General features: G+C 41.1%; 23 protein-coding genes and 2 pseudogenes. 10 read left to right on the top strand and 15 right to left on the bottom strand.

The features are described 5' to 3' along the window. Window positions 1-105: 105 nt before the first annotated feature. Window positions 106-252: a DUF4089 domain-containing protein gene (locus tag V7L12_RS16480; protein WP_335085719.1), complete on the top strand. Its 147-nt coding sequence runs from the start codon at window positions 106-108 to the stop codon at window positions 250-252. Window positions 253-353: 101 nt separating this feature from the next. After that, a complete protein-coding gene (locus tag V7L12_RS16475; RefSeq protein WP_335085696.1) occupies window positions 354-1751 on the top strand; it encodes an AtzE family amidohydrolase in 1398 nt (465 codons plus the stop codon). Between the two features lie 328 nt (window positions 1752-2079). Here V7L12_RS16475 and V7L12_RS16470 read toward each other — a convergent pair whose 3' ends face one another. The 6 genes and pseudogenes from V7L12_RS16470 to V7L12_RS16445 form a co-directional block, all read right to left on the bottom strand. Beyond that, window positions 2080-2334: a hypothetical protein gene (locus V7L12_RS16470; protein ID WP_335085692.1), complete on the bottom strand. Its 255-nt coding sequence runs from the start codon at window positions 2332-2334 to the stop codon at window positions 2080-2082. A 78-nt stretch (window positions 2335-2412) separates the two neighbouring features. Next, window positions 2413-2673 carry a hypothetical protein gene (locus V7L12_RS16465; protein ID WP_335085684.1) on the bottom strand — a complete coding sequence of 87 codons (261 nt, stop codon included), beginning with the start codon at window positions 2671-2673 and terminating at the stop codon, window positions 2413-2415. A gap of 657 nt (window positions 2674-3330) precedes the next feature. Continuing rightward, window positions 3331-3594, bottom strand: coding sequence for a hypothetical protein (locus V7L12_RS16460; RefSeq protein ID WP_335085688.1), 264 nt, complete (start codon window positions 3592-3594; stop codon window positions 3331-3333). Between the two features lie 699 nt (window positions 3595-4293). After that, entirely contained in the window at window positions 4294-4545 is a 252-nt protein-coding gene (locus tag V7L12_RS16455; RefSeq protein WP_335085686.1) for a hypothetical protein, read from the bottom strand. Between the two features lie 78 nt (window positions 4546-4623). Beyond that, on the bottom strand, window positions 4624-4884 hold the full coding sequence (locus tag V7L12_RS16450; protein ID WP_335085684.1) for a hypothetical protein: 261 nt from the start codon (window positions 4882-4884) through the stop codon (window positions 4624-4626). Window positions 4885-5161: 277 nt separating this feature from the next. Next, a pseudogene (locus V7L12_RS16445) lies at window positions 5162-5386 on the bottom strand (IS5/IS1182 family transposase); the annotation flags it as partial. 626 nt (window positions 5387-6012) lie between these two features. Here V7L12_RS16445 and V7L12_RS16440 point away from each other — a divergent pair. Then, window positions 6013-6171 (top strand): hypothetical protein, encoded by a 159-nt coding sequence (locus tag V7L12_RS16440; protein WP_335085682.1) that lies wholly within the window; start codon window positions 6013-6015, stop codon window positions 6169-6171. A gap of 289 nt (window positions 6172-6460) precedes the next feature. On the opposite strand, the gene V7L12_RS16435 is transcribed toward V7L12_RS16440, so the two are convergent. The 5 genes and pseudogenes from V7L12_RS16435 to V7L12_RS16415 all read right to left on the bottom strand — a co-directional run. Further along, window positions 6461-6850, bottom strand: a complete 390-nt coding sequence (locus tag V7L12_RS16435; protein ID WP_335085681.1) for a transposase — start codon at window positions 6848-6850, stop codon at window positions 6461-6463. 110 nt (window positions 6851-6960) lie between these two features. Then, entirely contained in the window at window positions 6961-7125 is a 165-nt protein-coding gene (locus V7L12_RS16430) for a hypothetical protein (RefSeq protein ID WP_335085679.1), read from the bottom strand. Between the two features lie 31 nt (window positions 7126-7156). Next, on the bottom strand, window positions 7157-7372 hold the full coding sequence (locus V7L12_RS16425) for a hypothetical protein (RefSeq protein ID WP_335085677.1): 216 nt from the start codon (window positions 7370-7372) through the stop codon (window positions 7157-7159). Between the two features lie 83 nt (window positions 7373-7455). Beyond that, complete coding sequence (locus V7L12_RS16420; protein ID WP_335085676.1) at window positions 7456-8781, bottom strand: DUF58 domain-containing protein; 1326 nt, start codon at window positions 8779-8781, stop codon at window positions 7456-7458. 732 nt (window positions 8782-9513) lie between these two features. Continuing rightward, window positions 9514-9633 (bottom strand): annotated as a pseudogene (locus tag V7L12_RS16415) (ISKra4 family transposase); the annotation flags it as partial. 128 nt (window positions 9634-9761) lie between these two features. Between V7L12_RS16415 and V7L12_RS16410 the strand changes: the two are divergent. The 3 genes from V7L12_RS16410 (at window position 9762) to V7L12_RS16400 (ending at window position 15605) form a co-directional block, all read left to right on the top strand. Continuing rightward, complete coding sequence (locus V7L12_RS16410; protein WP_335085674.1) at window positions 9762-10289, top strand: isochorismatase family cysteine hydrolase; 528 nt, start codon at window positions 9762-9764, stop codon at window positions 10287-10289. A gap of 602 nt (window positions 10290-10891) precedes the next feature. Continuing rightward, window positions 10892-14230 carry a PAS domain S-box protein gene (locus tag V7L12_RS16405; protein ID WP_335085672.1) on the top strand — a complete coding sequence of 1113 codons (3339 nt, stop codon included), beginning with the start codon at window positions 10892-10894 and terminating at the stop codon, window positions 14228-14230. Between the two features lie 283 nt (window positions 14231-14513). After that, window positions 14514-15605, top strand: a complete 1092-nt coding sequence (locus V7L12_RS16400; RefSeq protein ID WP_335085669.1) for a hybrid sensor histidine kinase/response regulator — start codon at window positions 14514-14516, stop codon at window positions 15603-15605. A gap of 124 nt (window positions 15606-15729) precedes the next feature. On the opposite strand, the gene V7L12_RS16395 is transcribed toward V7L12_RS16400, so the two are convergent. From V7L12_RS16395 to V7L12_RS16380, 4 genes are all read right to left on the bottom strand, one after another. Further along, window positions 15730-17058, bottom strand: a complete 1329-nt coding sequence (locus tag V7L12_RS16395) for a dihydroorotase (RefSeq protein WP_335085668.1) — start codon at window positions 17056-17058, stop codon at window positions 15730-15732. Between the two features lie 244 nt (window positions 17059-17302). After that, window positions 17303-18655 (bottom strand): histidine phosphatase family protein, encoded by a 1353-nt coding sequence (locus tag V7L12_RS16390; RefSeq protein WP_335085666.1) that lies wholly within the window; start codon window positions 18653-18655, stop codon window positions 17303-17305. A 551-nt stretch (window positions 18656-19206) separates the two neighbouring features. Further along, window positions 19207-19644, bottom strand: coding sequence for a hypothetical protein (locus V7L12_RS16385; RefSeq protein WP_335085664.1), 438 nt, complete (start codon window positions 19642-19644; stop codon window positions 19207-19209). A 67-nt stretch (window positions 19645-19711) separates the two neighbouring features. After that, window positions 19712-19855: a hypothetical protein gene (locus V7L12_RS16380; protein ID WP_334820861.1), complete on the bottom strand. Its 144-nt coding sequence runs from the start codon at window positions 19853-19855 to the stop codon at window positions 19712-19714. Between the two features lie 376 nt (window positions 19856-20231). On the opposite strand from V7L12_RS16380, the gene V7L12_RS16375 reads away from it, so the two are divergent. The 4 genes from V7L12_RS16375 to V7L12_RS16360 all read left to right on the top strand — a co-directional run bounded on the left by V7L12_RS16375 (window position 20232) and on the right by V7L12_RS16360 (window position 24905). Continuing rightward, window positions 20232-21251 (top strand): AraC family transcriptional regulator, encoded by a 1020-nt coding sequence (locus V7L12_RS16375; RefSeq protein WP_335085661.1) that lies wholly within the window; start codon window positions 20232-20234, stop codon window positions 21249-21251. 252 nt (window positions 21252-21503) lie between these two features. Then, window positions 21504-22616, top strand: a complete 1113-nt coding sequence (locus V7L12_RS16370) for a Gfo/Idh/MocA family protein (RefSeq protein WP_335085659.1) — start codon at window positions 21504-21506, stop codon at window positions 22614-22616. Between the two features lie 233 nt (window positions 22617-22849). Beyond that, the gene (locus V7L12_RS16365; RefSeq protein ID WP_335085657.1) at window positions 22850-23905 is read left to right on the top strand and encodes an aldo/keto reductase; all 1056 of its coding nucleotides are present in this window, start codon (window positions 22850-22852) and stop codon (window positions 23903-23905) included. 604 nt (window positions 23906-24509) lie between these two features. Next, on the top strand, window positions 24510-24905 hold the full coding sequence (locus V7L12_RS16360) for a hypothetical protein (RefSeq protein WP_335085655.1): 396 nt from the start codon (window positions 24510-24512) through the stop codon (window positions 24903-24905). Window positions 24906-25077: the final 172 nt, after the last annotated feature.

Below are 25077 nucleotides of genomic sequence, written 5' to 3'. Positions count from 1 at the left end.
ACAAGCACCAAAGCATTGAGGAGCGGAATGAAGGGAAACTTTCACGTTCCGTTTTGAAGACCAACGGGGTTGGTGACAGCCTCGTTGAGTTTAATTGTCGATCAAATGGGGTTTTTGTTGGATTTGCAGTTAAAAGATGAGTATCGAGATGGTGTGGTGGCAAATTTTGAGAGAATTAGGGCGATCGCTAATCTTGTAAATTCTTTCCCTTTACCAGAGGAAATTGAAGTTGCACCAGTTTTTGAACCATAATTGCTTCAAGAATAGCTATATTGATGTTTTAGTGAAACAAAAACTATTGCTGACTGCTATTACTCAAAAAGCTAAACGCGCTATCTCTATAATATTTCAGCATGAATTTTGATTCAGCCGATGCCATAACAATATCAACTGCTGTACGCGAAGGTAAAGTTAGCGCAGTGGAAGTTACTAAAACTGCGTTGGCACGAATAGCAACGCGGAATCATCTATTCAACTGTTTTACGACTATAACTGCTGAGACAGCTTTAACAGATGCAGCACTGATTGACAGGGAAATTGCCCAAGGCAATCATCCTGGAGTGCTTGCTGGTGTGCCTTTTGCGGTGAAAAATCTTTTCGATATCGCTGGTTTAACAACTCTGGCGGGATCGAAAATCAATGCAGAAAACCCAGCAGCTACTCAAGACGCAACAGCAGTAGCGAAGCTAAAACAAGCGGGTGCTGTGCTAGTTGGTGCTTTAAATATGGATGAGTACGCTTATGGGTTTGTGACGGAAAACTCCCATTACGGTGTTACTCACAACCCCCATGATTTACAGCGAGTTGCTGGTGGTTCATCGGGTGGTTCGGCGGCGGCGGTTGCGGCTGGGTTAGTACCGCTGACGCTAGGTTCTGATACTAATGGTTCAATTCGCGTTCCGGCGGCGTTGTGTGGCGTTTTTGGTTTCAAGCCAACTTATGGAAGATTATCTCGTGCTGGGGTAGCTTTATTTTCTAGCAGTTTTGACCATATTGGCCCTTTTGCGCGTTCGGTGCAGGATATCGCGATGGTGTTTGATGTGCTTCAGGGAGAAGACGATCGCGATCCCATTTGTACAAAGCGTCCACCTGAATTATGTTTACCACAACTCAAAAAAGATATTTCCGATATTAGAATTGCCATTGCAGCTGATTATTTTACCAAAGGTGCAGAACCGGCATTAGCAGCAGTGCAAAAAGTAGCTGATGCAATAGAAGTTACTAAATACGTAATCATACCAGAAGCAGATTACGCCCGTGCAGCAGCCTTTGTAATTACAGCTAGTGAGGGGGCAAATCTGCATTTGGACAAGTTGCGATCGCGTCCTGAAGATTTTGATCCAGCGACACGCGATCGCTTTTTAGCTGGGGCGTTAATTCCTAGTAGTTGGTATCTCCAAGCACAACGGTTTAGAAGGTGGTATCGCGATCGCCTTCGGGAAGTGTTTCAAAATGTCGATGTAATTCTTGCCCCAACTACACCAATTTCTGCGCCACTAATTGGTCAACAAACCATGATTTTAGATGGCGAAGAAATTCTTGTCCGTCCTCATTTAGGGCTATTTACTCAACCATTATCTTTTATTGGCTTACCCGTTTTATCAGTACCAATTTTGCGCCCAAATGCCTTACCTCTAGGTGTGCAATTAATAGCAGCACCATATAATGAAGCTTTAATTTTACGGGTTGCGGCTGCGTTAGAGGCAAAAGGTGTAGTTTCAGCACCAGTAATTTTCAACGCCTTTAACTAATTAGATATCCTTTAACTTAATTAATTGCGAAACTTGCTAAGACTAATTATCTGTGAAGTTGCACATTATTTTGACCCCTCCCAACCTCCCCAAAGCATGGAAGAGGTGCCGTAGGCGGTGGGGTTCTTTCTATGGGTATTCATAAAGAATTGGTATAAAGCAAACACATCTAAATAAAATTTTAAAGCCTTGACTGAAATGAATATGCATTTGCATCGCGCCATTAGCGACATTACAAGCACGACGTTAAAAAATGAAGGGCTAGAGTCAAATTTTAACTCCAGCCCTAAATATGCAGCTTTAGGTAATGCCTAAAGTATTAAGTTGTCTAAGTGCGTGAAGTCCTACCCACGGTAAATGTTCCAACCTGAAAGAGGAAAGCTTCTTCGCTACCAGAAAAGAGACTTGCAGTGGTTGTATTGGTAAACGATGATCCACCATTATTAGTATAACCTACGCCTAGTCCTGTGGTTGCTCCAACAACTTGAAAACCAGGTGCACCCCCATGAACAGCGTCCAAATCTATAACTGATACTTCTTCAAGCAAGCTAGATTGTAATTCAGCGATTTTGATATTAGCCATAATTTCCTGTTTGAGTTTTGTTGGTAGTACGTTGACGTATCTTATTTACTATGCTTCGAAAATGTTCCCTGATGATTTTTAAATAGGGGAAGACCCTGATAAAGCACTAGTACCATAAGTAGCGCTGAAAAATGGCGATCCACTCCCTCCTTGAAAGGTACCACCAGATTGAGTAGCGTTGTAAACACTTCCCGATCTAACACTTATACCTGCGGCAAGAGCAGCTCCACTTAAAGTAAATTGGGAACTACTAGCTCCTCCATTAACTAACCGTAAATCGGCATCAGAAAGTTTCTCGAATTGGCTTTCTGGCAATTCAGATATTTTTATCGTAGCCATAGATTCTATTTATTCAAAAGAGATTAATTGAAGTTTGAGCGACATTAGGTCAATAGAATAACTATAAACAATTTAAATAATTTTGCAACATTTTTTTCATGAAATTTTATAAATTTACTTTTGATATATTTGCTAACAAACAGTAATTTAGATGGAATATAACCCTACCTAAATTGTTGCCTTAGTTCTGAGTTTTCGGAATAATTAATATGCAAATTAGAACTGGATTGATAATTCACTTTTAGAAGAATTATCTGGAACACCAGCACTTTTCATACCATTCTTTATCTAAAAGTGCTTAAAGCAAAACTACTTGAAGCCTAAGTGGTAAGCAAGCGAATTGTGATTTTATTTGACTCTAGAGTTAGCTTGACATCCATTTTTTTAGCAAAGTGAATACTATTCCTAAAAGCTTTGTGCAACAGTAGTCTTACTTTTTTAACTTTATCGGTAATCTGTGAAGTTGAAAAAGTATTTGCCCAAAATCCAGGGTTTTTACTGGATAAACAAAACCGAGTTTTGATTTTTGAGAAAGTCGAGTTGAGAGTATGTTTGCGAATTCAAACATACTCTAACGGTCAGATTACTTCGGTTAAATTCTATTGCGAAACTTGAAAAAAGGTATTTGAGGCTAACGAGGCTAACGTCGTATTCGTGTTATTTTTTCTTGATTGGTCTTACTGTTGCTTGAACTAAAGTTCCACCCACTGCTTTTTTATTACCGAAAGCGTCTGCTGTTATTGAAGCAGAACTGATAGTACTAGCGTCTATCTCAGCTTCGGTGTCGTTATAAATACCCACTGCTCCACTTGTCAATATTAAAATCGTAGTACCACCGCCTGCAACTAAGTTTTCGACTTTCTCGTCAGTTAGAGATTCTAAGTAACTCTGCTGGCAGTCTAAATCACGAATTTTAAGCATACTTTTTTTCCCTGGTTAACTTCCTATTTAGGATTATTGTTTGAGTCCAATTTACTGATTGCTTTTTAGCGCCACAAAAAAAGAATAGCACTATTAGAAATTAATAAATAGTAGTTTTACAAAATCTTTTTTGCTTTTGATTATTGAAAGCCTCATATATACAGTTATTTACCTTATCCTGTATTTAAAAGCTGTTTAAAAAGTGTTTCCCTGTGACTGACTTTAGGTACTTTTAGATCCTCTCTAACCCTAGCTAAATGATTTTTAGATTTCAGGTATTAACAAGCGAGTCTGTGCTCATACATAAAAATATTGCCTTTCTTCTCTGTTGATATACTTATCATTGCGAAATAGAATATTCCAAAGTTTTGAAATCAGGCTGCATCTCAAAGTAAAAAGCGATAAGCGATCGCTTGCTGGATGAGAGATATCTTTGATAATTTGACCCCTCCCAACATCCCCAAAGCATCAAAGAGGTGCCATAGGCGGTGAGGTTATTTCTATGGGTATTCATAAAGAATTGGTATAAAGCAAACACATCTAAATAAAATTTCAAAGCCTTGACTGAAATGAATATGCATTTGCATCGCGTCATTAGCGACATTACAAGCACGACGTAAAAAAATGAAAGGCTAGAGTCAAACTTTAACTCCAGCCCTAAATATGCAGCTTTAGGTGATGTCTAAAGCATTAAGTTGTCTACTTGGGTGAAGTCAAAGCCTGGGTTGCCGTTCCCAACTCTATGTCAACACTTCTTGATTCACCACTAAGGAAACTGTAACTGTTTGAAATGATAGTTGCTGTTCCACCACTAGCATAACCAATACCGCCTCCTGTGGTTGTTGCATTAAATTGAAAACCAGGTGCACCCCCATGAACAGCGTCCAAATCTATAACTGATACTTCTTCAAGCAAGCTAGATTGTAATTCAGCGATTTTGATATTAGCCATAATTTCCTGTTTGAGTTTTGTTGGTAGTACGTTGACGTATCTTATTTACTATGCTTCGAAAATGTTCCCTGATGATTTTTAAATAGGGGAAGACCCTGATAAAGCACTAGTACCATAAGTAGCGCTGAAAAATGGCGATCCACTCCCTCCTTGAAAGGTACCACCAGATTGAGTAGCGTTGTAAACACTTCCCGATCTAACACTTATACCTGCGGCAAGAGCAGCTCCACTTAAAGTAAATTGGGAACTACTAGCTCCTCCATTAACTAACCGTAAATCGGCATCAGAAAGTTTCTCGAATTGGCTTTCTGGCAATTCAGATATTTTTATCGTAGCCATAGATTCTATTTATTCAAAAGAGATTAATTGAAGTTTGAGCGACATTAGGTCAATAGAATAACTATAAACAATTTAAATAATTTTGCAACATTTTTTTCATGAAATTTTATAAATTTACTTTTGATATATTTGCTAACAAACAGTAATTTAGATGGAATATAACCCTACCTAAATTGTTGCCTTAGTTCTGAGTTTTCGGAATAATTAATATGCAAATTAGAACTGGATCGATAATTCACTTTTAGAGGGTGTTTCAAAAGTTCTGAAGGGTCAAATTTTAAGCCAACCGCCTAACCATAATACGGATCATGGCAAGGTAGATAAACATCTCCGATGTTTTTGGCAATAACTCATAGTCCCGAACCAATCGCCGACACCCCATCAGCCAACTCAGAGTCCTTTCCACGACTCATCGCTTTTTCACTAACACAAACCCCTTAGTTTGCTGTGGACACAGCACTACTTGCACAATCCAACGGCAGACATCCATCACCCACATTAGGGAAGAATAGTTTCAATGTTGTGACGCTTGTAGTAATCCATATTGATTTGCGATCCGTTCAACATATGTTGAGAAAACGGAACTTCCTTATGGAATTTCGCAATCATTGAGTCTAGGAAGGCGTCTACACGCGATCTGAGTTCCGGTCTTTTATACTGATCAATAGGCTTTTTCATTTTTGACAGAATTGATTATTTTCAATGGTTTGAGAACTTTGGGAAGGGCAAAATCAGAAATTGGCAATCGAGAATGCTGGTGTTTCAGAATAGTTTTTCTCGTTGCATCCAAAAATTACCTATTTTTCTAATCTCTCATTATCTACGGGTTTTACCTTAAGTTAGTGCATTCAGTTCTTACTTTAGTTGCGTTAAGTAGAATATTTGGTCGTTGATGTTATACCAACTTAGTTAATGTTATACCAACTTATCTGGTAATAAATCATATATCAATCTTAGGAGGTAAAATGTAACACAAGATACACTTTTTGATTTATGTCTTGAAATCCCTATTGAATCGATCAGTTTTTTTAATTTAGTCAGGACTTACGCAACTGGCACAGTGCGATCGCCATTTATTAGTAATTATGTACTAGATAACAAGTAGCGTATTCAGAGGAGATTCCTGAAATGAGTAATAGTAATCAATTAACCCAAGTTGTGGGTTATCGATTGGTGTGTGCTTGTTACCATTCAATTCATGCGACGCCTGCGGCGGGCTACGCCTACGCGTGCAACAAAACTGATGCTACATTATTTCCACGATGGTGTTTACTCGTTTTTAATTAATTCATCTCGCAGATATGCAACGTCTAACTCTGATTATTTTAGTAAAAGTAACACATTTAACTAAATTTTGCCTACTTAGTTGGTAAGTCAATTAGGTAACTAAAAATTAGCACACACAAAACTCACCTTAAAAATATGGAGCCATAGATATCCCTCTAGGTGTAATCATTACAGGTCTAGGAGTTCCCCATTTACAGCAGTTTTCAAATGAATAGACCACAGTGAGCAAACCAGCCCCAAGCATCATCAGGTGAAATTTGCTCAGTGATATATTTGGTTTAATACTTGGTTAAGCGCTTCTTGAGTTCGAGATGAAAGCTTTTCGCAAACATTGCTTGATTTTTGACCAACACAATTCGATAGGAGATAAATCGGGTGAATAAGGAGGTAAAAAGATTACTTTTGCACCAACGGATTCAATAGCATCTTTAATTACTTGTGCGTGATGCACTGATAAATTATCCATGATCACGAATGCTCCCACCCATAACTGGGGTACAAGAACCTCCTGAACGTAGGTCAAAAACACGTCTGTGTTGACACTACCGGAAATACTCATACTCGCAATCAGTCCATCCATACTTAGTGCCCCAATTAATGATATATTTTGTCCTCGATTTTTGGGGCAAGAGTCGTATAAACGTTCACCACGTGGTGCGCGACCATAGTTTCGAGTCATTCCCTTTCTTCACACCTGACTCGTCTATAAATATGAGATTGTGAGGATCAACGCCTAAAACCCAATCCCGATAATTAAAACGCATCTGTTTGATTCGTGGACTGTCTTGCTCACTTGCATACAAAGTTTTTTTTATTGGTCAATTCTAACCGTTGAACTGCACGGTGCATGGTTGATATACTCACATTAATGCCACTGCGTTCGGCTAAACGCTCACATAATTCTGATAGTATGGCATCCGGTTGCTCATCTACTAACTGTTTTACAGCAGGCAAGTTCTCAACTTTTATTTTAGCGATGCCTTCTCTACGAGACGCTCCGCGAACGGCGAGCTACGCTAACGCTCCACCTCCATGAGGCTTGGCGTTCTACTTCTCCTGTCTTTTGATGACCACGTATCAAGCGTTGAACGAACGATAAGCTAACTTGAAAGCGTTCAGCTAGTTGTCGTTGCGACCCAAGCTTTGCTTTATAAGCATCAACCACACGTTGGCGTAGATCCTTGGAGTAGGGAGCAGGCATTTACGAGCGAGATTTTTACTGCGTCTTTAAGTTTACTAGATTTGTAATCTACTCAATTGAAAACTGCTGTAGAATGACAATTACTAAAGTTGATTTCGCGCTTTGAGTTGCAGATATCGCTCAACCAACTGATCGGCAATTTGATTTGCTGGCGCATCTAGCACCAATACACCTTTTTGTTTCAGTTGGGCATAAGCTACTTGTCGTTGCATTAATAAATCTAGTGCTACTGCACGGATATAAACACCTGCGACATCATCTGTAAAGGTGTGTGCTAGACGATCAACTTGTGGATCTCGCAAAGTAACGCAAAATGGAAGGTAGCGGGGTGCTAACTTGGAGAGTGCGGCTAGGAGTTCTGTAGAGGCAGTAATATCAATTAAGTCGGTAATCACTACCACCAGCGCCCTCCGAGTTTGTCGTTGCAAAACATTTGTCACTGCCCCCAAATAATCAGATTCAAATAATACTGGTTGAATTGGAGTTAAGCGATCGATTAGCTGATTCAAATGATGTTGACCACGTTCTGGGGGAATCCACGTATGCATCTGGCGGTCAAATACACCAACACCCACGCGATCGCCTCGATGTAAACCTGCCAAAGCTAAAGATAAAGTTGCATTCAATCCCCAGTCAAATCGCTGCAAATTCTGCACTTTTGCCGTCATCAGCCGTCCGCGATCGAGTAAAATCAGTAATGTTTGTTCCTGTTCTGGTTCTAGAACCCTCACCAGTGGCATAGCATTACCATAAGCCCCAACCCGACGGGCGGTAGCTTTCCAATCAATAAACCGCAAATCGTCACCAGTGCGATAGTTTCGCAATTCGGCAAACTCTGTGCCAATACCAGTTTTGCGAGATTGGCGCATTGATCCTGATGATTGCAGTGTCAGACGAATTGTGAGCGATCGCAATCCCACTAAATCAGGATAAACTTTCACTGGTAGACTTTGGGGAATTTGCCAATCATCCCAAGCTAATCCCCAAAGTCCCAACTGTCGGACTTGAATATTTCCCCAAGGAAACTCTCCCCGCTGTGTCGGGTGGACGGTATACGTTAATTCCTCAGTGCTGTTACTGGGAACAATGGCGCTGAGTACAGGTGCAGCTACGCCAAATCCCATTGGGTAATAGTCGCGGATTTCAATTTGGGCGTCGATATTTGGCGATGTCACCTTTAACACTACGGGATTATCTCGCCCAATGGATAATCGTGACGGTAATTCGCGGGTGATTTGCACACGAGAACGCCGCACCCGCAAACCATCTACAACCATCAGTCCGAGAATAATGGCATTAAATAGTAAAGTGATAGCGATGGTTGCTCTCACAATCAGAAATAAGGATAGGATCGGGGCGATCGCAATACCCAAAACCAATAATAAATAAACTCGTCTGGAAGGAACCATTTTTTAGAGCGAAAAGTTTAATTTTAGGGGGCAGGGAACAGGAGGTAGAATTAACCTACGTTTAAAAGTCTGGGACTTAGGTTGTGGAAGCTATCTCACTGCACTCTACTCGATACAATTCTTCTTTTTAAACTGGGTAATATCCAAAACTAAAGTTTTCTTTCATTCCTCCTGCTTCCTGCCCGGTTGTTGAGCGTAGTCGAAACACTGCCTCCTGCCTTATCTTAATAAGGTGAATTTCAGGGTAACTGAAAGTTTGAGAGATTCCAAAACCCTTCATTTGGATGAAGGGTTAATAGCATCAGCTCAGAGGAATTATTTTACACAATTCCTGGAACAGCAAGTTTACTACTTTACTCATAAGCTTTCCCTAAATGTGTTTACCACCTAGCAACTTCTCACCCTGAACGCTTACACGTTAGCTTTGAGTGAGTCGCGGTAGCTAATCAATTCCTTAGTCAGTTCGTTCTCTGGTAGCCTTCCAGTTTCCAGGCCGGTTAAGACATACTGCCACAGGCTGATTCGGCACAATGACTTATGACAAGAGACGAAGCGCTAGAACTGATATGCCGTGCAAAACCCTGCTTTTACATGAGAGATATCCTCAAACATTTCAAGAACAGAGAGCTTTACATTATCCAGTTAAGCCCACCCACTAGTCCGTATATTGCCCTTTGATGCCATCTGTTGACCGAATCCCTGAAAATTTTTTGCTCTTTAATCGCTTTGCTACTAAATGACACTTTCAACATTCCACTGTGCGCCAGAAATTTTAATTCTTGCTCCAATCTGTTTAATCGCAGACTTGACTGCTCCAGAACCAATAGAACACAGTTGTTCAGCTTGGCAATAATCTGGCAGATTCCCCCAAGATGATAAGGTTTTGGCGCTTTGGTCCGTTCCACGATCTGTTGTACTACATCGCATACAACTCTCGCAGATAGAGTTTATAATATTGTTTTGTTTAAATTCTGGCACAAATGAGCGAAATCCTTCTTGTAGTAGATATGCAAAACGGTTTTATGTCTGAGAAATGCAGACATATTATTCCTACTGTCATTAAACTAATTGAGCAATTTTTAGCGGCTGGAAAACTCGTTAAATTCACAAGATTTATCAATACTGCTGACAGTAATTATGTAAAATTAATTCATTGGTCAAGATTGATGCAAGAATCAGAAACGAGCATTATTGATGAACTTCAGCCATATATAAATAATAATATTTTTGATAAACCTTATTACTCTGCATTTACACAAAATTTTTCTAATTTTATTTTTCTTAATAAAATCAGTAAGATATATCTTTGTGGTGTTGAAACTGATAGCTGCATTTTGAAAACAGCAATTGACTCTTTTGAGCGTGGTATTGAACCAGTGATTATCGAGGATGCTTCCTCTAGTCACGGTGGTCAGCAAGCACATGATGCAGGTATTTTTTTGCTGAAGCGTAATATAGGGAAAAACCAAATTAAGATGAGTGATGAGGTTCTTGAGGAGATGTCATAAGCCTTGCATCATCATTAATATCCTGAATTTGGTGCGATCGCAAGGGTTGGTATTATGAATATAGTCCGATGTTTTAAAGCTTAGTCATTTGCTCAAATCGGAATTTTTACTTAATTCCAATTGCTGGGATTACGGTTAAGCTGAATCTACCTTGAAAACCGTAGTTTGTTGAAATCAGGGAAAAACTCAGAACTCAAGCTATCAGGGCAAACGCATCTAAATTACTCTTGATCGGAACCAAGGTTAAGAAGCAATCGATTTAATCAGCGTTTCTCGTTTGGTTTAGTTTCCCAGGCTCAAAGCGATCGCTAAATGTCTGTCAATAAGCAGGGATTAATGCGACTATTTTGGAGCTTATTGAGAATACAATTCTTTTGTTGACATGATGCGGCCGCCCTGCTCAAGCTATGAGACAATAATATACTCTACTTAAAAACTCCATATTTAAAAATGTATAGGGTTTATTAAAAATAATATAAAATTTCAATAAAAAATTAAAAGAAAATAATCATAGAAAATACTGATGCTTTTTGATTCATTATAAGCAAGAATATTACTTACATCTTTTTTAGAGATAATTTTATTCCAGGCATCTATACATAATGTTCATTAACTCTCTCATTTCTGATAATTTACAACAGACTATCATTCGTCATCCGCTTGTTGTTAGCTCTGAAATTATGCTTCCAGATGTGATTGCACTAATCAATGAAGCATCAGGTAATCATCATAGCTTGCCAATTAAAGATAGTAATTATTTGACTAAATCAGGTAAAGATATCGCTAGCAACACATCTCAGTCCACCAGTTGTGTTTTAGTTATAGAAAACTCGCAGTTGGTGGGGATAATTACGCAACGAGATTTAATTAAGCTGACAGCACAAGGTAAAAATATAGAGGGTATCAGTGTTGCCAAAGTGATGACCAGAGAGTTAATAACATTGAAGTTAAGAGATTTTAAAGATGTTTTTACAGCATTACATTTACTGAGGCAAAATCGGATTTGCCATCTGCCTATTGTTGGGGATCAAGGAGAATTAATTGGATTAGTTACTCCTACCAGTCTGCTGGCAGTTTCTATTCTACAAGCCGAACTTTACAATCATACACGAGTTAAACTTGTAGAACGCCAGAAAATAGAGGCAGAACTACGATTGGAGCGTAATTTTGTTTCTGCTGTTTTGAATCTAGCAGATGCTTTAGTTATTGTATTAGATTTTCAGGGAAAAATTGTTCGCTTTAACCATACTTGCGAACAAGCTACGGGTTACACATTTGATGAAGTTAAAGGAAGATTTGTTTGGGATGTGCTGCTATTACCTGAAACAACAAAACGTATCAAAGATATTTTTCAAAATTTAGCCGATAGAGAATTTCCTCAACGTTACGAAACTTCTTTAGTTACTAAGGATAGCAATCGCCGCCTAATTTCTTGGTCAAATAAGGTTTTACTTAACCCTGATAATCAAGTTGATTATATCGTCTGTACAGGTATTGACATTACTGAAAGCCGAAAAGCACAAGAGGAACTCCAGCAGACTCGCAACTTTTTACAGTCTATGATTAATAATCTGCCTGTAGCCGTCTTTGTTAAAGATGCTAAACCAGAAAGTTTTGGGACATTCAAGCTTTGGAATCATACCTGCGAAAATATTTTTGGCATTACAGCAGAGCAGGCTATTGGCAAAACAGATTACGAATTATTCCCAAAAGAACAAGCAGACTCTTTCTGCCAAAAAGACCTAGAAACTTTTGCTAGCAGTGTACCTCAAGATATCTCTGAAGAACCTATTGACAGCCCCAGTTTTGGTAGAAGAATTTTACACATGACTAAAATTCCTTTGTATGACAAAGATCAACAACCCGAATACCTGTTGTGTATTTCTGAGGATATTACAGAATACAAACGAGCAGAAAAAAATCTGCAACAAGCAAAAGAGCAATTACAAACGGTTTTAGATGCAGTACCTGGGTTTGTTTCTTGGGTAAATTCTGATGGATATTATTTAGGGGTTAATCACCATTTAGCTGAAAGTTTTAACTTGACTACCGATGCTTTTATTGGTCAAGAATTAGGCTTTATGGAAAATAGCCCACAATTTACAGAATTTATGCGTGAATTTTTAGCTAGGCAAGATGTAGCAGATTCTAAGGTTATTGATACCCAAATTAATGGTAAGATATGCAATTATTTGCTCGTAGCTCAAAAATATCAACAAAACACAGCTGCTGTTGCAATCGGAATCGATATTACAAAACGCAAACAAGCTGAAATAGCCTTACAAAGTTTGATAGAAAGTACAGCTTCTACGACTGGACGTGACTTTTTCCCAGCATTAGTTGAGCATATTTCTTCTACTTTAGATGTCCGTAACACCTTAGTAACTGAGTTAATTGATGGGCAAGCTTACACTTTAGGATTTTGGTCTGATGGGCAGTTACAACCCAATATTTGCTATGACCTAAAATCAACTCCATGTGAAATTTTGCTCAAGCAAGGATTTTACCACTGTAGTTCGAGAATTCAGCAACTCTTTCCTAATGCTAAAAGATTAGCTGCTATGGAAGCTGAAAGTTATATGGGAGTTATTTTGAGTGATGATTTTGGTCAACCAATTGGCTCATTATGCATAGTAAATGACAAACCCATACCTGACCAACATAAATTTGAGGGAATTCTCAAAGTATTTGCAGCCAGAGCATCTGCTGAACTACAAAGGCAACGAGCGCAAGAAGCTCTACAAAAACTCAATCAAGATTTAGAAGTCAGGGTTAAGCAACGCACTTTAGACTTACAACAAAGTGAGGCAGAACTTAGAGCTATTTTTAATCAAGCAGCTGTGGGAATTAAACTAGAAACTTTAGATGGTCATTTTCTTAAAGCTAATCAAAAGTTGTGTGAAATTTTAGGCTATAGCCAAGAAGACATACTAAAGAAAAACTTTAGAGATATCACACATCCAGAGGATATACAAATCCATCTAAATCAGTTGCAAAAATTAATAGCAGGAAAGCTAGAAACATTCTCCATTGAGAAGCGCTATTTACATAAAAATGCTGATGTAATTTGGATAAATCTAACGGTTTCTCTAATTCGAGATCCGATTGGTAAACCCATTTACGTGATCGGTGTAGTTAAAGATATACGCGAACAGCAAGCTGCGCTGCGCGAACGCAAACAAGCTGAAGAAAATATTTGTAAAGCTTTAGTAAAAGAAAAAGAACTCAGTGAGTTGAAATCTCGTTTCATTTCTATGACCTCCCACGAGTTCCGAACTCCTTTAGCTGTGATTGCTTCCTCTGCTGGAATCTTAAAAAGTTTTAGTCATAAACTAGATGAACAACAAAAGCATAAACATCTCCAGTGCATTCAGACTTATGTTCAACACACTACTCAACTATTAGATGATATTTTGCTAATTAATAAGGCTGAAGCTGGAAAATTGGCATTTGAACCAACTTGTATTAATTTAATTAATTTCTGTCGTTCTTTGGTAGAGGAAATTCAACTCAGTTCTCCCAAGCATACTCTAGCTTTTTCTCCCCAGTACTTGGGTAATTCATCAACAGATGATCGCTTTATGGCTTGTATAGACAAGAAGCTTTTGCGACAAATACTGAGCAATTTGCTTTCAAACGCTGTCAAATACTCACCAGATGGTAGCAATGTTAAAATTGATTTATTAGTTCAAGATGAAAGTGCAGTTTTTTTAATTCAAGATAAGGGTATTGGTATTTTACCAGAGGATCAACAGAACTTATTTGAACCATTCTACCGAGCTAGTAATGTTGGTAATACGCCAGGAACTGGATTAGGTTTGGCAATAGTCAACAATTGTATAGACCTTCATAGAGGAAGAATTACCTTCGCTAGCCAGGGCGGAATCGGTACGACATTTAGGGTAGAACTGCCACTAATGAGAAGTGACTTCCTCAATTAAAAATATCTAATGTGTTATTAGTAAATAATTTTAGGGAACAATAAACTACGGCAGATTATTTAGAATTTAATGTAGATTAGCAAATCATTAAAGAAGTCGGAAGTACAGTTTTGTAACGGGGATTTAGAACAAGACTTACATACTTGCGGCTTCTCTTGTAGCCTGGGACTTAAACCCACTGAAGTTTGTTAAGCTGGATAATCTGTTCTAGCAACTGTATTTACTGCGTCTCTAAACATTACAAAACTACTAAAACTGATTTTTTTATGTTTACTAATCAGAGATGAACACAATTTTAATTATAGAAGATGAACCCCAAGTAAGGGGAAACATTCAAGAAATTTTACAACTTTCTGATTTTGAAACTTTGATAGCTGCAAACGGTAAGATTGGATTAGAAATTGCTCAAGCAAAATTGCCAGATTTAATTATCTGTGACATTATGATGCCTGAATTAGACGGCTATAGCGTGCTGTCTGCTTTACGTCAAAATGAAGCAACTATCAATATTCCTTTAATATTTGTTACTGCTAAATCAGAGCGTTCAGATTTTCGTCAAGGAATGGATTTGGGGGCTGATGATTATTTGACTAAACCATTTACTCCTGAAGAACTACTCAATGCGATCGCTTCTCGTCTTGATAAACACGCCTTGGTTGAGCGCCAAGCTCAAGCCAAACTAGACGAACTCAGAATGAATATTGCTCACTCATTACCTCACGAACTGAATACGCCTTTAAATGGTATTCTCGGTATGTCACAGTTGTTAATAGAAAGTTGTGGCATCATGCCTGACTCTGAAGAAGTCGAAATTGCCGAATTAATTTACAGATCCGCCAATCGCTTGAATGCATTAGTTAAAAGATTTTTATTATATAGTAATTTGGAGTTAATAACTAAAACTCCCGAAAAAATTCGTCAAATAAAAGAAAAAAAAGATAGATGTCTTGCTGAGAAAATTATTAGTGAAGTCGCTCTAAAAAAAGCTACAGAAAACTGTAGACAAAAAGATTTAAAGCTATATATCCAAGAATCTACGGTACAATTACCACAAGAAAAATTGAGTATTCTTATTGAAGAATTACTTGAGAATTCTTTTAAATTTTCTTTATCAAGCAGCGAAATTAAAGTTATAAGTAAGATAAAAGGTAATAAATTTAATTTATATGTAATTGATAATGGCAAAGGGATGGCAATTGAAGAGATTAATAAAATTGGAGCTTTTGTACAATTTAATCGAAAGTTATGGGAACAACAAGGCTCTGGCTTAGGGCTGGCTATTGTTCAGCATATAGTTAAATTATATGGTGGTGAATTTACAATTGCTAGCATTCCTGAAAAAGGAACTACTGTAAGTGTTAGTTTGCCTCGCTAGGGGATGCTTACAAATATAACTACAGTAAAATAGAAATTTGCAAAATAGTAATTCAGGGAGTAAGCGGAATCTATCTTAATCTTTTAAGGGATTAGTTATATTCTGTAGTTTTAAATACGCTTTTTCAACACCAGATTTGCACAACATGACCCTTCAACTGTTGTCCTAACCAAGGTGTATTTTGTGAAAGTGTATAAAGACTTTTACGTTCGACTTTCCAGGTTTGCTGCGGATCAAATAAAGTAAGTTCCGCTGGTTGATGAGGTACGATCGCACTTACTTTTTGCCCCAAACACTCTGCTGGATTGGTACTCAATGCCCGCCATAATTCTAAAGCTGTAAATTCCTCAGTTTCAACGAGATATTGCCACAGTAAAGGTAATGCTATCTCTAAACCAATTGCCCCAGCGGGTGCTTCGGCAAAGGCTTGGACTTTTTCTTCGTAGCTGTAGGGTGTGTGATCGATAGCGATCGCATTGATTACACCCGCACGTACCCCTGCACGTAACGCCGCCATATCACTGGGATTACCTAAAGGCGGGTCTAAATGCAAGCTGGTGTGATAACTCTTAACTGCTTTGGTATCAAGTAAAAGGTGCATCCAGGTGGTGCTGGCGGTGATGGGTAAACCAGCTGCTTTAGCTGAGGCGATTAATTCCACGCTGCGAGCTGTGGAGACACGCATGATATGGACTGGTGTGCCGATGGTTGCAACCAATTCAAGCATTGCTGCGATCGCAGTAGTTTCAGCGCTGGCGGGTATAGGGGGTAAGCCAAAACGGAGAGCATTTGTCCCTTCTCTGATTACACCATTCGCTGTTAACTGGCGATCGCTAGGCCAAAATGCTACTGGTTTACCCAAAGGCTGGAGATACTCTAACACTCTCCGCACCAGCGCCAAATTTTCTAAGGGCTTACCATCAGTAAAGCCAACAATTCCAGCAGACGCTAAATCTGCCAATTCCGTCATCTGCTTCCCAGCAACATCTACGGTGATAGCACCCCAGATATGAAGCAGGGGATCAGGGGAGCAGTTGGTCACTGAGCTTTGCCGAAGTGGGAGCAGGGGGGACAAATTCTTCTCTGCCCCTCTGCTTTTGTGCCCCTCTGCCCTCTTCTGCTGCAACTGTGCCACAAGCGCAGGGTTATCAATAACTGGGGATGTATCGGGTAAAATGCTAACTCTGGTAAAGCCGCCAGCAGCAGCAGCTTGTAAGAAAGACAAGAGGGTTTCTCGTTCTTCAAAGCCAGGTTCACCAGAGTGGCTGTACAAATCCACTAATCCAGGGCCGAGAACTAATCCCTGACAATCTCTGATTTTAGTATCGGAAGTGATATCAGAAATGTGCGAAGCCACTTCTCGGATATAACCATCAGCAATCAGCACATCAAAGAGTTCGTCGATTTCAGAAACAGGGTCAATCACTCGTACTTTTTGCAGCAGTTCAGTCATAAAAGTTTTTAGTTATGAGTTAGGAGTTAAGTAGGTAGGCATAATTAAACATCAAGTAAAATCCTAGTTTGTAGTGAGCGATTCATCGCTCAAAGCAAGGATTATTAGGACTAAAGTCCTTACTAAAAACTTTAATTTATTTACGTCTAGCTACTTATGAGTTATTTGTTCTTCAGTCATTGCTTCTAACTTTATTCCTCACTCCTAACTTCTGACTCCTCACTCCTCGCTCCTCACTCAGCACTCACAACGCCCCCGCTGCTGTTTTATCTAGTACGCCTCCACCAAAGTGATAGGTGATGTTCATCGCTTGCAGTACTGGTAAACCATCGATTCCAGCAGGGTAGTCGATAACACTGACTGCACCGTTACCCTGACGAAAACTCCAGAAGTTTTCCAGCGATAAACCCAGAATGTGACAAAGCAAGGTTTTGTTAGTAGCGTCATGAGCTACTACTAATACAGTTTTGAACTGATTATTTGATGCTGCTTGCAGAATTGATTGCCAAGCTGCAACGCTGCGCTCCCACACCTGTTGCAAATTCTCCCCTTCAGGCATTTGCACTTGCGTTGGTATCAGCCGCCATCGCTGCAATTCTCCCGGAAACTCTTGCTCTATCTCTGTTTCTAATTTTCCTTCCCAGAGACCATGACTGATTTCTCTTAAACCATCTTGTAATTCTAACTTGACATTAGGATGTTGTTTTAAGATAATCTCTGCTGTTTCTTTAGGACGCAGCATTGTGCTACTGCAAGCATTATCAATTGCTACTTCTTGGAGAAATTCGCTTGCTTGTTGTGACTGTTGTCTACCGTTGTCGTTGAGGGGGACATCAATTTGCCCTTGAAACCTGGTTTGGCGATTCCAGTCTGTTTCACCGTGACGCACTAGTAACAATCGTACTCCTTGATGATCCGGTCGCAATGAAGGTAGAGTTTCTCCGGTGTGTTGCGTCTGATTTAAGGATTCTAGCTGGACTGGTTCGCCCAATCCTCCAGCAAAATTTAATACGGTGATGCCACAGTTAGATTGCTGTATTGAGTGGTAACGACTGGGAGGGATTCCTAACGCTGTGCTAATCAAGGCGCGATTAATTCCGTTATGTCCCACGATGAGAATAGTTTCGCCTTGATGTTGAGACAAAATTTCTGGCCAAAACTGCCGTGCTTGTTCGTATAAAGCAAGAACGGGATAATGTTCTCTCGTTCCTTGTGCATCATTAAGCAGCATCCGCAGTTTGTCGGGGTTTTGATGCCAAGTGCGGTAGTCTTCGGCAAAGTTTTGCTTGACTTGGGAAGTCAGCAATGCTTCCCATAAAGGCAGGTCAATTTCTAGCAGCAAATCAGAAACTTGGATTACAGCAGATTGTTTAGCCTGAATAGCTAACTCACTATGGATAATATCTGCTGTGTGTTTCGCTCGTTGCAAGGGACTGCTGTAAATCGCATTAAATAAGATATTGCTGAGGGCTTTGCCTACTAGACTGGCATCGTTACGACCTTTTTCGGTTAATGTTGACGCATCAGTGCGTCCTTGGATACGCCGCTCGGTGTTATAACCGCTTTGACCGTGGCGCACAATGATGACACGAGTCATCTCAAAGCCCTCCTCTTATCTTGACGATCAATTTTACTGCAAAACGATTGCATAATTATCGTCTCAGGAAGGCGGATTGAGTCAGGCGCAAAACTTTATTCTGTTAGAGGAAGCAGAACGATTGGCTAAAACTGCTGTTGTATGAACGATATTTTCTAATATAGCGGTTTGCAGTTGAGTCCAATACAGACCTAACCCCCAACCCCTTCCCTACGAGGGAAGGGGAGTAAGATTCAAAGCCTCTCTCCTTGTAGGAGAGAGGTCAAAACTGTACTTCACCCAAGCGATAACCGCTATAAAGCTGTTTTGATTTAAGTAAAAATAGTAAGAGTGAAAAGGATGTAGGTACAATTTAGGAATTACTAGCTTAGTACTTTGTCTAAGCTAGTAATGAAAAGTTTGTAGTAAGCATTTTAGTGCTTAGAAAATTAAAGACTAAAGTCTTTACTACGAACTTGTTGACCTTACTAACTTAAACTTAACAGACTATTAGCAAGGATTTTAGGCAACGCATAATTAATTAAAATTACAGTGTCAGCCTTTATACCTGATTATTCTCTCCTTATATCTAACTGTACTTCCAATCCATCATTGTCACTGCCTGACTGAGCCGGTGTTAAGAAAACTGAAGTGTCTGGCTGTGATAATGATTCGTTAAAGCGGATTTTGACTGGAGTTTTATTTTCTCTTCTATTATTGTTGGAAAGACTTGCTGGATTAGTTTGCTCAAAAAAACTTCTAAAGTCATCTTGGGCTGTTTTCTGATCAATTCCAACTAAAGAATCACCAGTTAATCTATATTGTCCGGGATTTGAGTTTGATGCTGGTGATTGAGCGTAGACTTGGCTTCCTAAGCTTGCAAAGGCTGCCGTAATCCCCAAAAAAGCAATAGTTTTGGTGTTCATTTGTTTAATCCAAATTATTTTTAATATTGCTTGTCTATTATTGTCTGGGAAAAATATTTTGATTAACTCTATCGTTAGGTTCAACTATAATAATTTTATTGCGTATATACTTAGCGTGTCAATGATTTTTGCTGTTTTAGGCATTAACAAGTTATAGCTTTAGCATCTCTTTGGAAGTTGGATTATCTGGTTCAGTGTCTGGGCGATCGCAGTTAAGTTTGTGGAGATATACCAGCATTAAATCAGGGATATTATCAGGGAAATCAAGGGTATTCCCTTCCTTGGTAGCAATCATTGTCTGATGACAAGCTGCTTCTCTAGACGACGCTTTGCTCCCGCTTGCTTTTGTGCAGAAGTAAGCATCTACAGGGACAATTTCAGCAGTTTGCTTTTTAAGTGAAGTACAAAATGCACAACGGGAGCATCAGATATATTGATTTAACAGCGATCGCCGCAGTCGTTAAAGGTTCCATCTGCTACTTTGACTATGTGTATCCTATTTACTTATTAACACATCGCTTTTGTTCTAAATTCCGCTACCAAGTTAACAGGACTTAAACAAAAATCAAACCCAAATGTAGCCCAAACAAGCATGAAACAGATAGTTTTGCGCTTGATTGTTACGAATTTGTCCCAGTGCTATTTAATTTGTCACTGTACAAAAGCAATCAATGTCCGCTCCTATCTCTAGAGGCAGTAGCTTTAGACAAGTTCACTATGACAATGTGATTGATGCAACTGCTTGGTTTCTCCTGCTCAATGCGATCTTTATGACAGTTCAACGGCAAGTTCCAGCGCAAACTTCCACTTTGGCATTTGAGAACTATGCTGCCTCAAAGCCGATTCGCTCAAGTATTGAATTAGGTTGGCAGAATCTTGTCATCCGAACTTACCAAGACCCCCCAACGGGTGATCTAGTTGTGCCTGCTGTTCTTGATCCCCATATCGTTCTGCAACTGAGTAATTCAACCTGCGTTGAAGTTCGAGAGATCGGTGGAGCATGGGCAGAGGTGCAACTCCAGCCTGGACAGCTTTTCCTCACCCCTGCGAGTGATTGTCCGTCCGAACTGCGCTGGGTCAGTCAATCATTTGACCCGGTTGAAACAGTTCATCTACACCTCAATACCCACTTTCTAGCTAAAGTAGCGGTAGAAGTCGCCGATATCGATGTCGCTCGCTTTGAATTGATTGAGCGGTCAGGTATTCATGATCCGATCATTGAGCAAGTTTGCTTGATGCTGAAACAGGAACTCGAACAGGGTGGGCTAGGTAGTCAGCTCTATGTTGAATCTGCCGCTCAACTCTTAGCCGTTCATCTCCTGCGTCAGCATTGTTGCTTTAAGCATCGGGTTCAAGACTATCGTGGCAGACTGTCCCCAAATCGACTCCGCCGCATTACAGACTATGTGCAGGCACATCTAGACACCAATTTGTCATTAGATGATTTAGCGCAGCAAGTTGGTATCAGCGCTTACCATTTTGCGCGGCTGTTCAAACAATCCACCGGTGAGAGTCCAAATAAATACGTCACCCGCCAGCGTATTGAAGCTGCACAACGACTCTTGAGGGAAACAGCATTAGGCATCCTTGATGTTGCCATAGCAGTAGGCTATAACAGCCCCAGCCATTTTGCTACGCAATTTAAACGCTTAACGGGCGCATCTCCAACCACCTTTCGGCAGAGTCGCTAAAGACAGTAGCAAGATTCCGAAGACGATCGCAAGAAACCGAGCGAAATCAACCTTGTGTTTTCGCTACAGTCTGATTGGGGAGTAGCACCGTTTGGGTGATAAAAAGTCTCTAAACTGTCACTGCCAGCGTTATATTGCCTGGCGTTTCAACACTGTGTACAGCGTTTACTAGATTTTTGGTGACGCACCAGATTAAATTGGCATTGAGACGAATAAAAAGTATAAAAAGTAACTGTACAGTTGTTGTAATTTATGAGCAAAGCATCTCTATCCGACCCGATAAAATTTCTGCGCGTCGGTATCGTCGGCGTTAATCCAGAGCGAAGCTGGGCAAAGGATTCCCACGTTCCGGCTCTTCAGAAGCTTCCTGACCTAAAGCTGACCGCTGTGGCGACGCGTAGTGAAAAGAGTGCCCGCGCTGCTGCGGAGGCTTTTGGCATCGGGTCATGGTATGACAACGCTTTCGCGCTCGTGCATAGTGATGATGTCGATATCGTCTCGGTTTGCGTAAAAGTGCCAGAGCATCGCGATATTGTTCTGGCGGCGATCGCTGCTGGGAAACATGTGCTGTGCGAATGGCCGCTGGGGCGGAACGTCGAGGAAGCGACGGAATTGGCAACGGCGGCAGAGCGCAGTGGCGTGCATACTGCAATCGGTTTACAGGGGCGCGCGAGTCCTGCCGCCCGCAGAGCACATCAAATGGTAGCTGACGGTGTTATCGGCAGTCCGCTTTCGGCGCGCATCGTATCGACGACGGTGGGTTTCGCGCCGCAACTGCCGAGCGCCTATGCCTATTTCAACGACCCGGCGAGCGGTGCAAATTTATCCTCGATTCTTGGCGGTCATACGCTGGACTTAGCGAGTTATGTGCTTGGCAAAATCAATGAGATTGATGCACTCACGAGCATTCAGTTCAAGTCAATCCACCTCACCGACACAGATGAGCGGATCGAACGCTTAACCGCCGACCACTTGCTGATGCTCAGTCGTCACGACAATGATTGCATCGTATCTATCGAAGTTGGAGGCAACCGTCCGCCGGACACGAAATTTACCTTTGAGATTATCGGGACGGCCGGTCGGATGCTCCTGACTGGAGGGCATCCTAATGGTTTCCAAGCTGGCGAACTTAGGCTTGAAGCAGATCGTGACTTCGTTGAGCCGGATGCGCCGGTGGTCGCTGGCTTGACGCAAGAAGCGGCAAACGTCGCTGAAGTCTACGCGCAATTAAGCCGTGACATTCGTGCTTCAACCTGGAACGTGCCGGATTTCAAACACGCCGCCCATCTTACGCGACTTATCGACGCTGTTAGCTTCGCGGCAAGCACAGGCAAGCGGCAACAAGCACACGATTGGCAGTGGTGAGAACGGGGGTTGTGTTCCAGAAAGTTTCTGAATCGCCACTGCTAGCAAATAGTACCATTTCATAAAGTAGGACTTACGCAATAACTCTCTGAAACCCTCTTTCCTTTGTGTCCTTTGCGTTCTTTGCGGTTCGTTTTTTCATAATTTTGCGTAAGTCCTGATAAAGGATTGAATGGCACTTTGGTTAAACGTAAATCAACGAATTTTGTTGTTCCGATTAGAAAAGAACCCTTATGAATCTCACTGCTTTCCGCACCCTTGGTCGCTCCGGCTTGATCATCAGCCCCCTCGCCCTCGGCACTATGACCTTCGGCACGCCGCGATGGGGTGCGCCCGATGAGGTTTCTGAGTCTATTTTCCACACCTATGTTGATGCTGGCGGCAACTTCATCGACACTGCCGATGTGTATGCAAAGGGTCGCAGCGAAGAATTAATCGGCGGCTATATCGCCGATCGCAGCCTGCGTGACCAACTGGTACTCGCGACCAAGTTCAGCTTTCACGGCGGCGAACCGGGCAACCCGAATGCGGGCGGTAACGGACGCAAGAATATGCATCGGGCGCTTGAGGGTTCGCTTCGCCGACTCCGCACCGACTACGTTGACCTCTACTGGCTGCATGTCTGGGATCTCGTCACACCCGTCGAAGAGGTGCTACAGTCGCTCGGTGATTTAGTGCGCGCTGGCAAGATCCGCTACTTTGGATTCTCAGATGTGCCCGCCTGGTACACTGTCAAGGCAGCCACACTCGCCACAGCACACAGCATTCCCGCACCGATTGCCTTGCAGGTTGAGTACTCCCTCGTCGAGCGTAGCATTGAGCGCGAACATCTGCCCGCCGCCCGCGAGTGTGGACTTGGCATCTGTCCCTGGAGTCCACTTGCAGGCGGTTTTCTGGCTGGCAAGTACGCTCGCACAGACGCGGATGCCACCGGACAGGGACGGCTCAGTGGCAGCAATCCCTTCCAGGGGAACTTCACCAAGTTCACTGATCGTAACTGGCGCGTCCTCGATACCCTGCGAACGGTGGCGACACAGGTTGATCGTCCCCTGGCGCAGGTCGCCCTTGCTTGGGTCTTGGCGCAGTCGGGCATTACCTCGCCCATTCTGGGTGCCAGCAAGCTAGAACAACTGCACAACAACTTGTCCTCGCTGGACATTTGCCTGACTTCGGAACAGCTTTGGACTCTGAATGAGAGCAGTGCGCTTGACCTTGCCTTCCCCTACGGCATGTTCACAAGCGAAGCGAACCGTGGCATCTTCGGCGGTACGACCGTCCAGGGCTGGTGATAGCCGCTTCATCTCAGATGCGCGATCGCTAATCTACTAGGTTGGGTTGAGGAACGAAACCCAAGAATTAACGTTTAATGTTGGATTTCACTACCCTTCCGGAAGCCACCTTCAGTATCTACGTTCAACCCAACCTACAATTATCCTTAACCCAAGCGTATTGCACCATAACGCACCTTATACCAATTCAAAATTCAACATGAAAAATATTTCTATTAAGTGCTTAACGCACCACTTTGTCTGTCTGGCGGTGCGTTAGGCTAAAGCCTAACGCACCCTACTGGCTAAAATAACGAGTTTAATTACCAACACTACGATTTTCGTTACAAACATCATAATTTTCGTTACATTGTTACGAGTTTGTTACTAAAATAACGAGTTTAGTTACCACCACGACGATTTTTGTTACAAACATCATAATTTTCGTTACATTGTTACGAATTTAGTTACCACCACGATGATTTTCGTTACAAAGATCATAATTTTCGTTGATATTGCTGAGGTAGCTGTTATATTCGACACCAAAGTATGTGGATTTTACTCAACCAAAATTAGGCTTTAGTAAGACAAGCTAGCTCTAGAACACAATAAAAAGAACATAATTATGCCTCGTCAAAAGCGTACACATCGCGTTCTAGAAAAAGCTGAATTGAGAATGGCCGGACTCAAAGCAATTGATCCGAGCATGGATTTTGGGAATGATCGCAACTTGCAAAATATCACACAAATAATTCAGCAGTACCGTAGCAAAATAGATGCTTATAATACCACTCTGGCTGTAATTGACTCTTACAAAAGTGAGATGGAAGAGTTGGAAAAAACTTTGAGCGACTTGACTGAAAAAATGCTCCTTGGAGTTGCTTTTAAGTACGGTAAAGACAGCTATGAATATGAGATGGCGGGTGGTGTTCGCAAAAGCGATCGCATCCGTAAAAGCACAGCAACACGCTTGAGAGCGACTTTAGAGGAAGCAACTACTAAGAGTGCTACAACTGCATAAAAGCGCCTCAGACTTAAGTCTGCACTATGGAAACAAAGCCTGTTTTTAGCAGGTTTTTAGGCACGAACAGGAGTTATGCAAAGTAGAACAAAAACTGCTAATCGCTGTCATGCTTGAATTTTACATTGTTTTGTTGTCTAAAACAGCAAAGAAGACAAAACTTAAGTGATTT

It is taken from the genome of Nostoc sp. (assembly GCF_036918245.1).
Lineage (GTDB): Bacteria > Cyanobacteriota > Cyanobacteriia > Cyanobacteriales > Nostocaceae > Nostoc.
The sequence above is the reverse complement of the archived record's forward strand: the minus strand, read 5'-3'. Positions and strand labels throughout refer to the sequence as shown.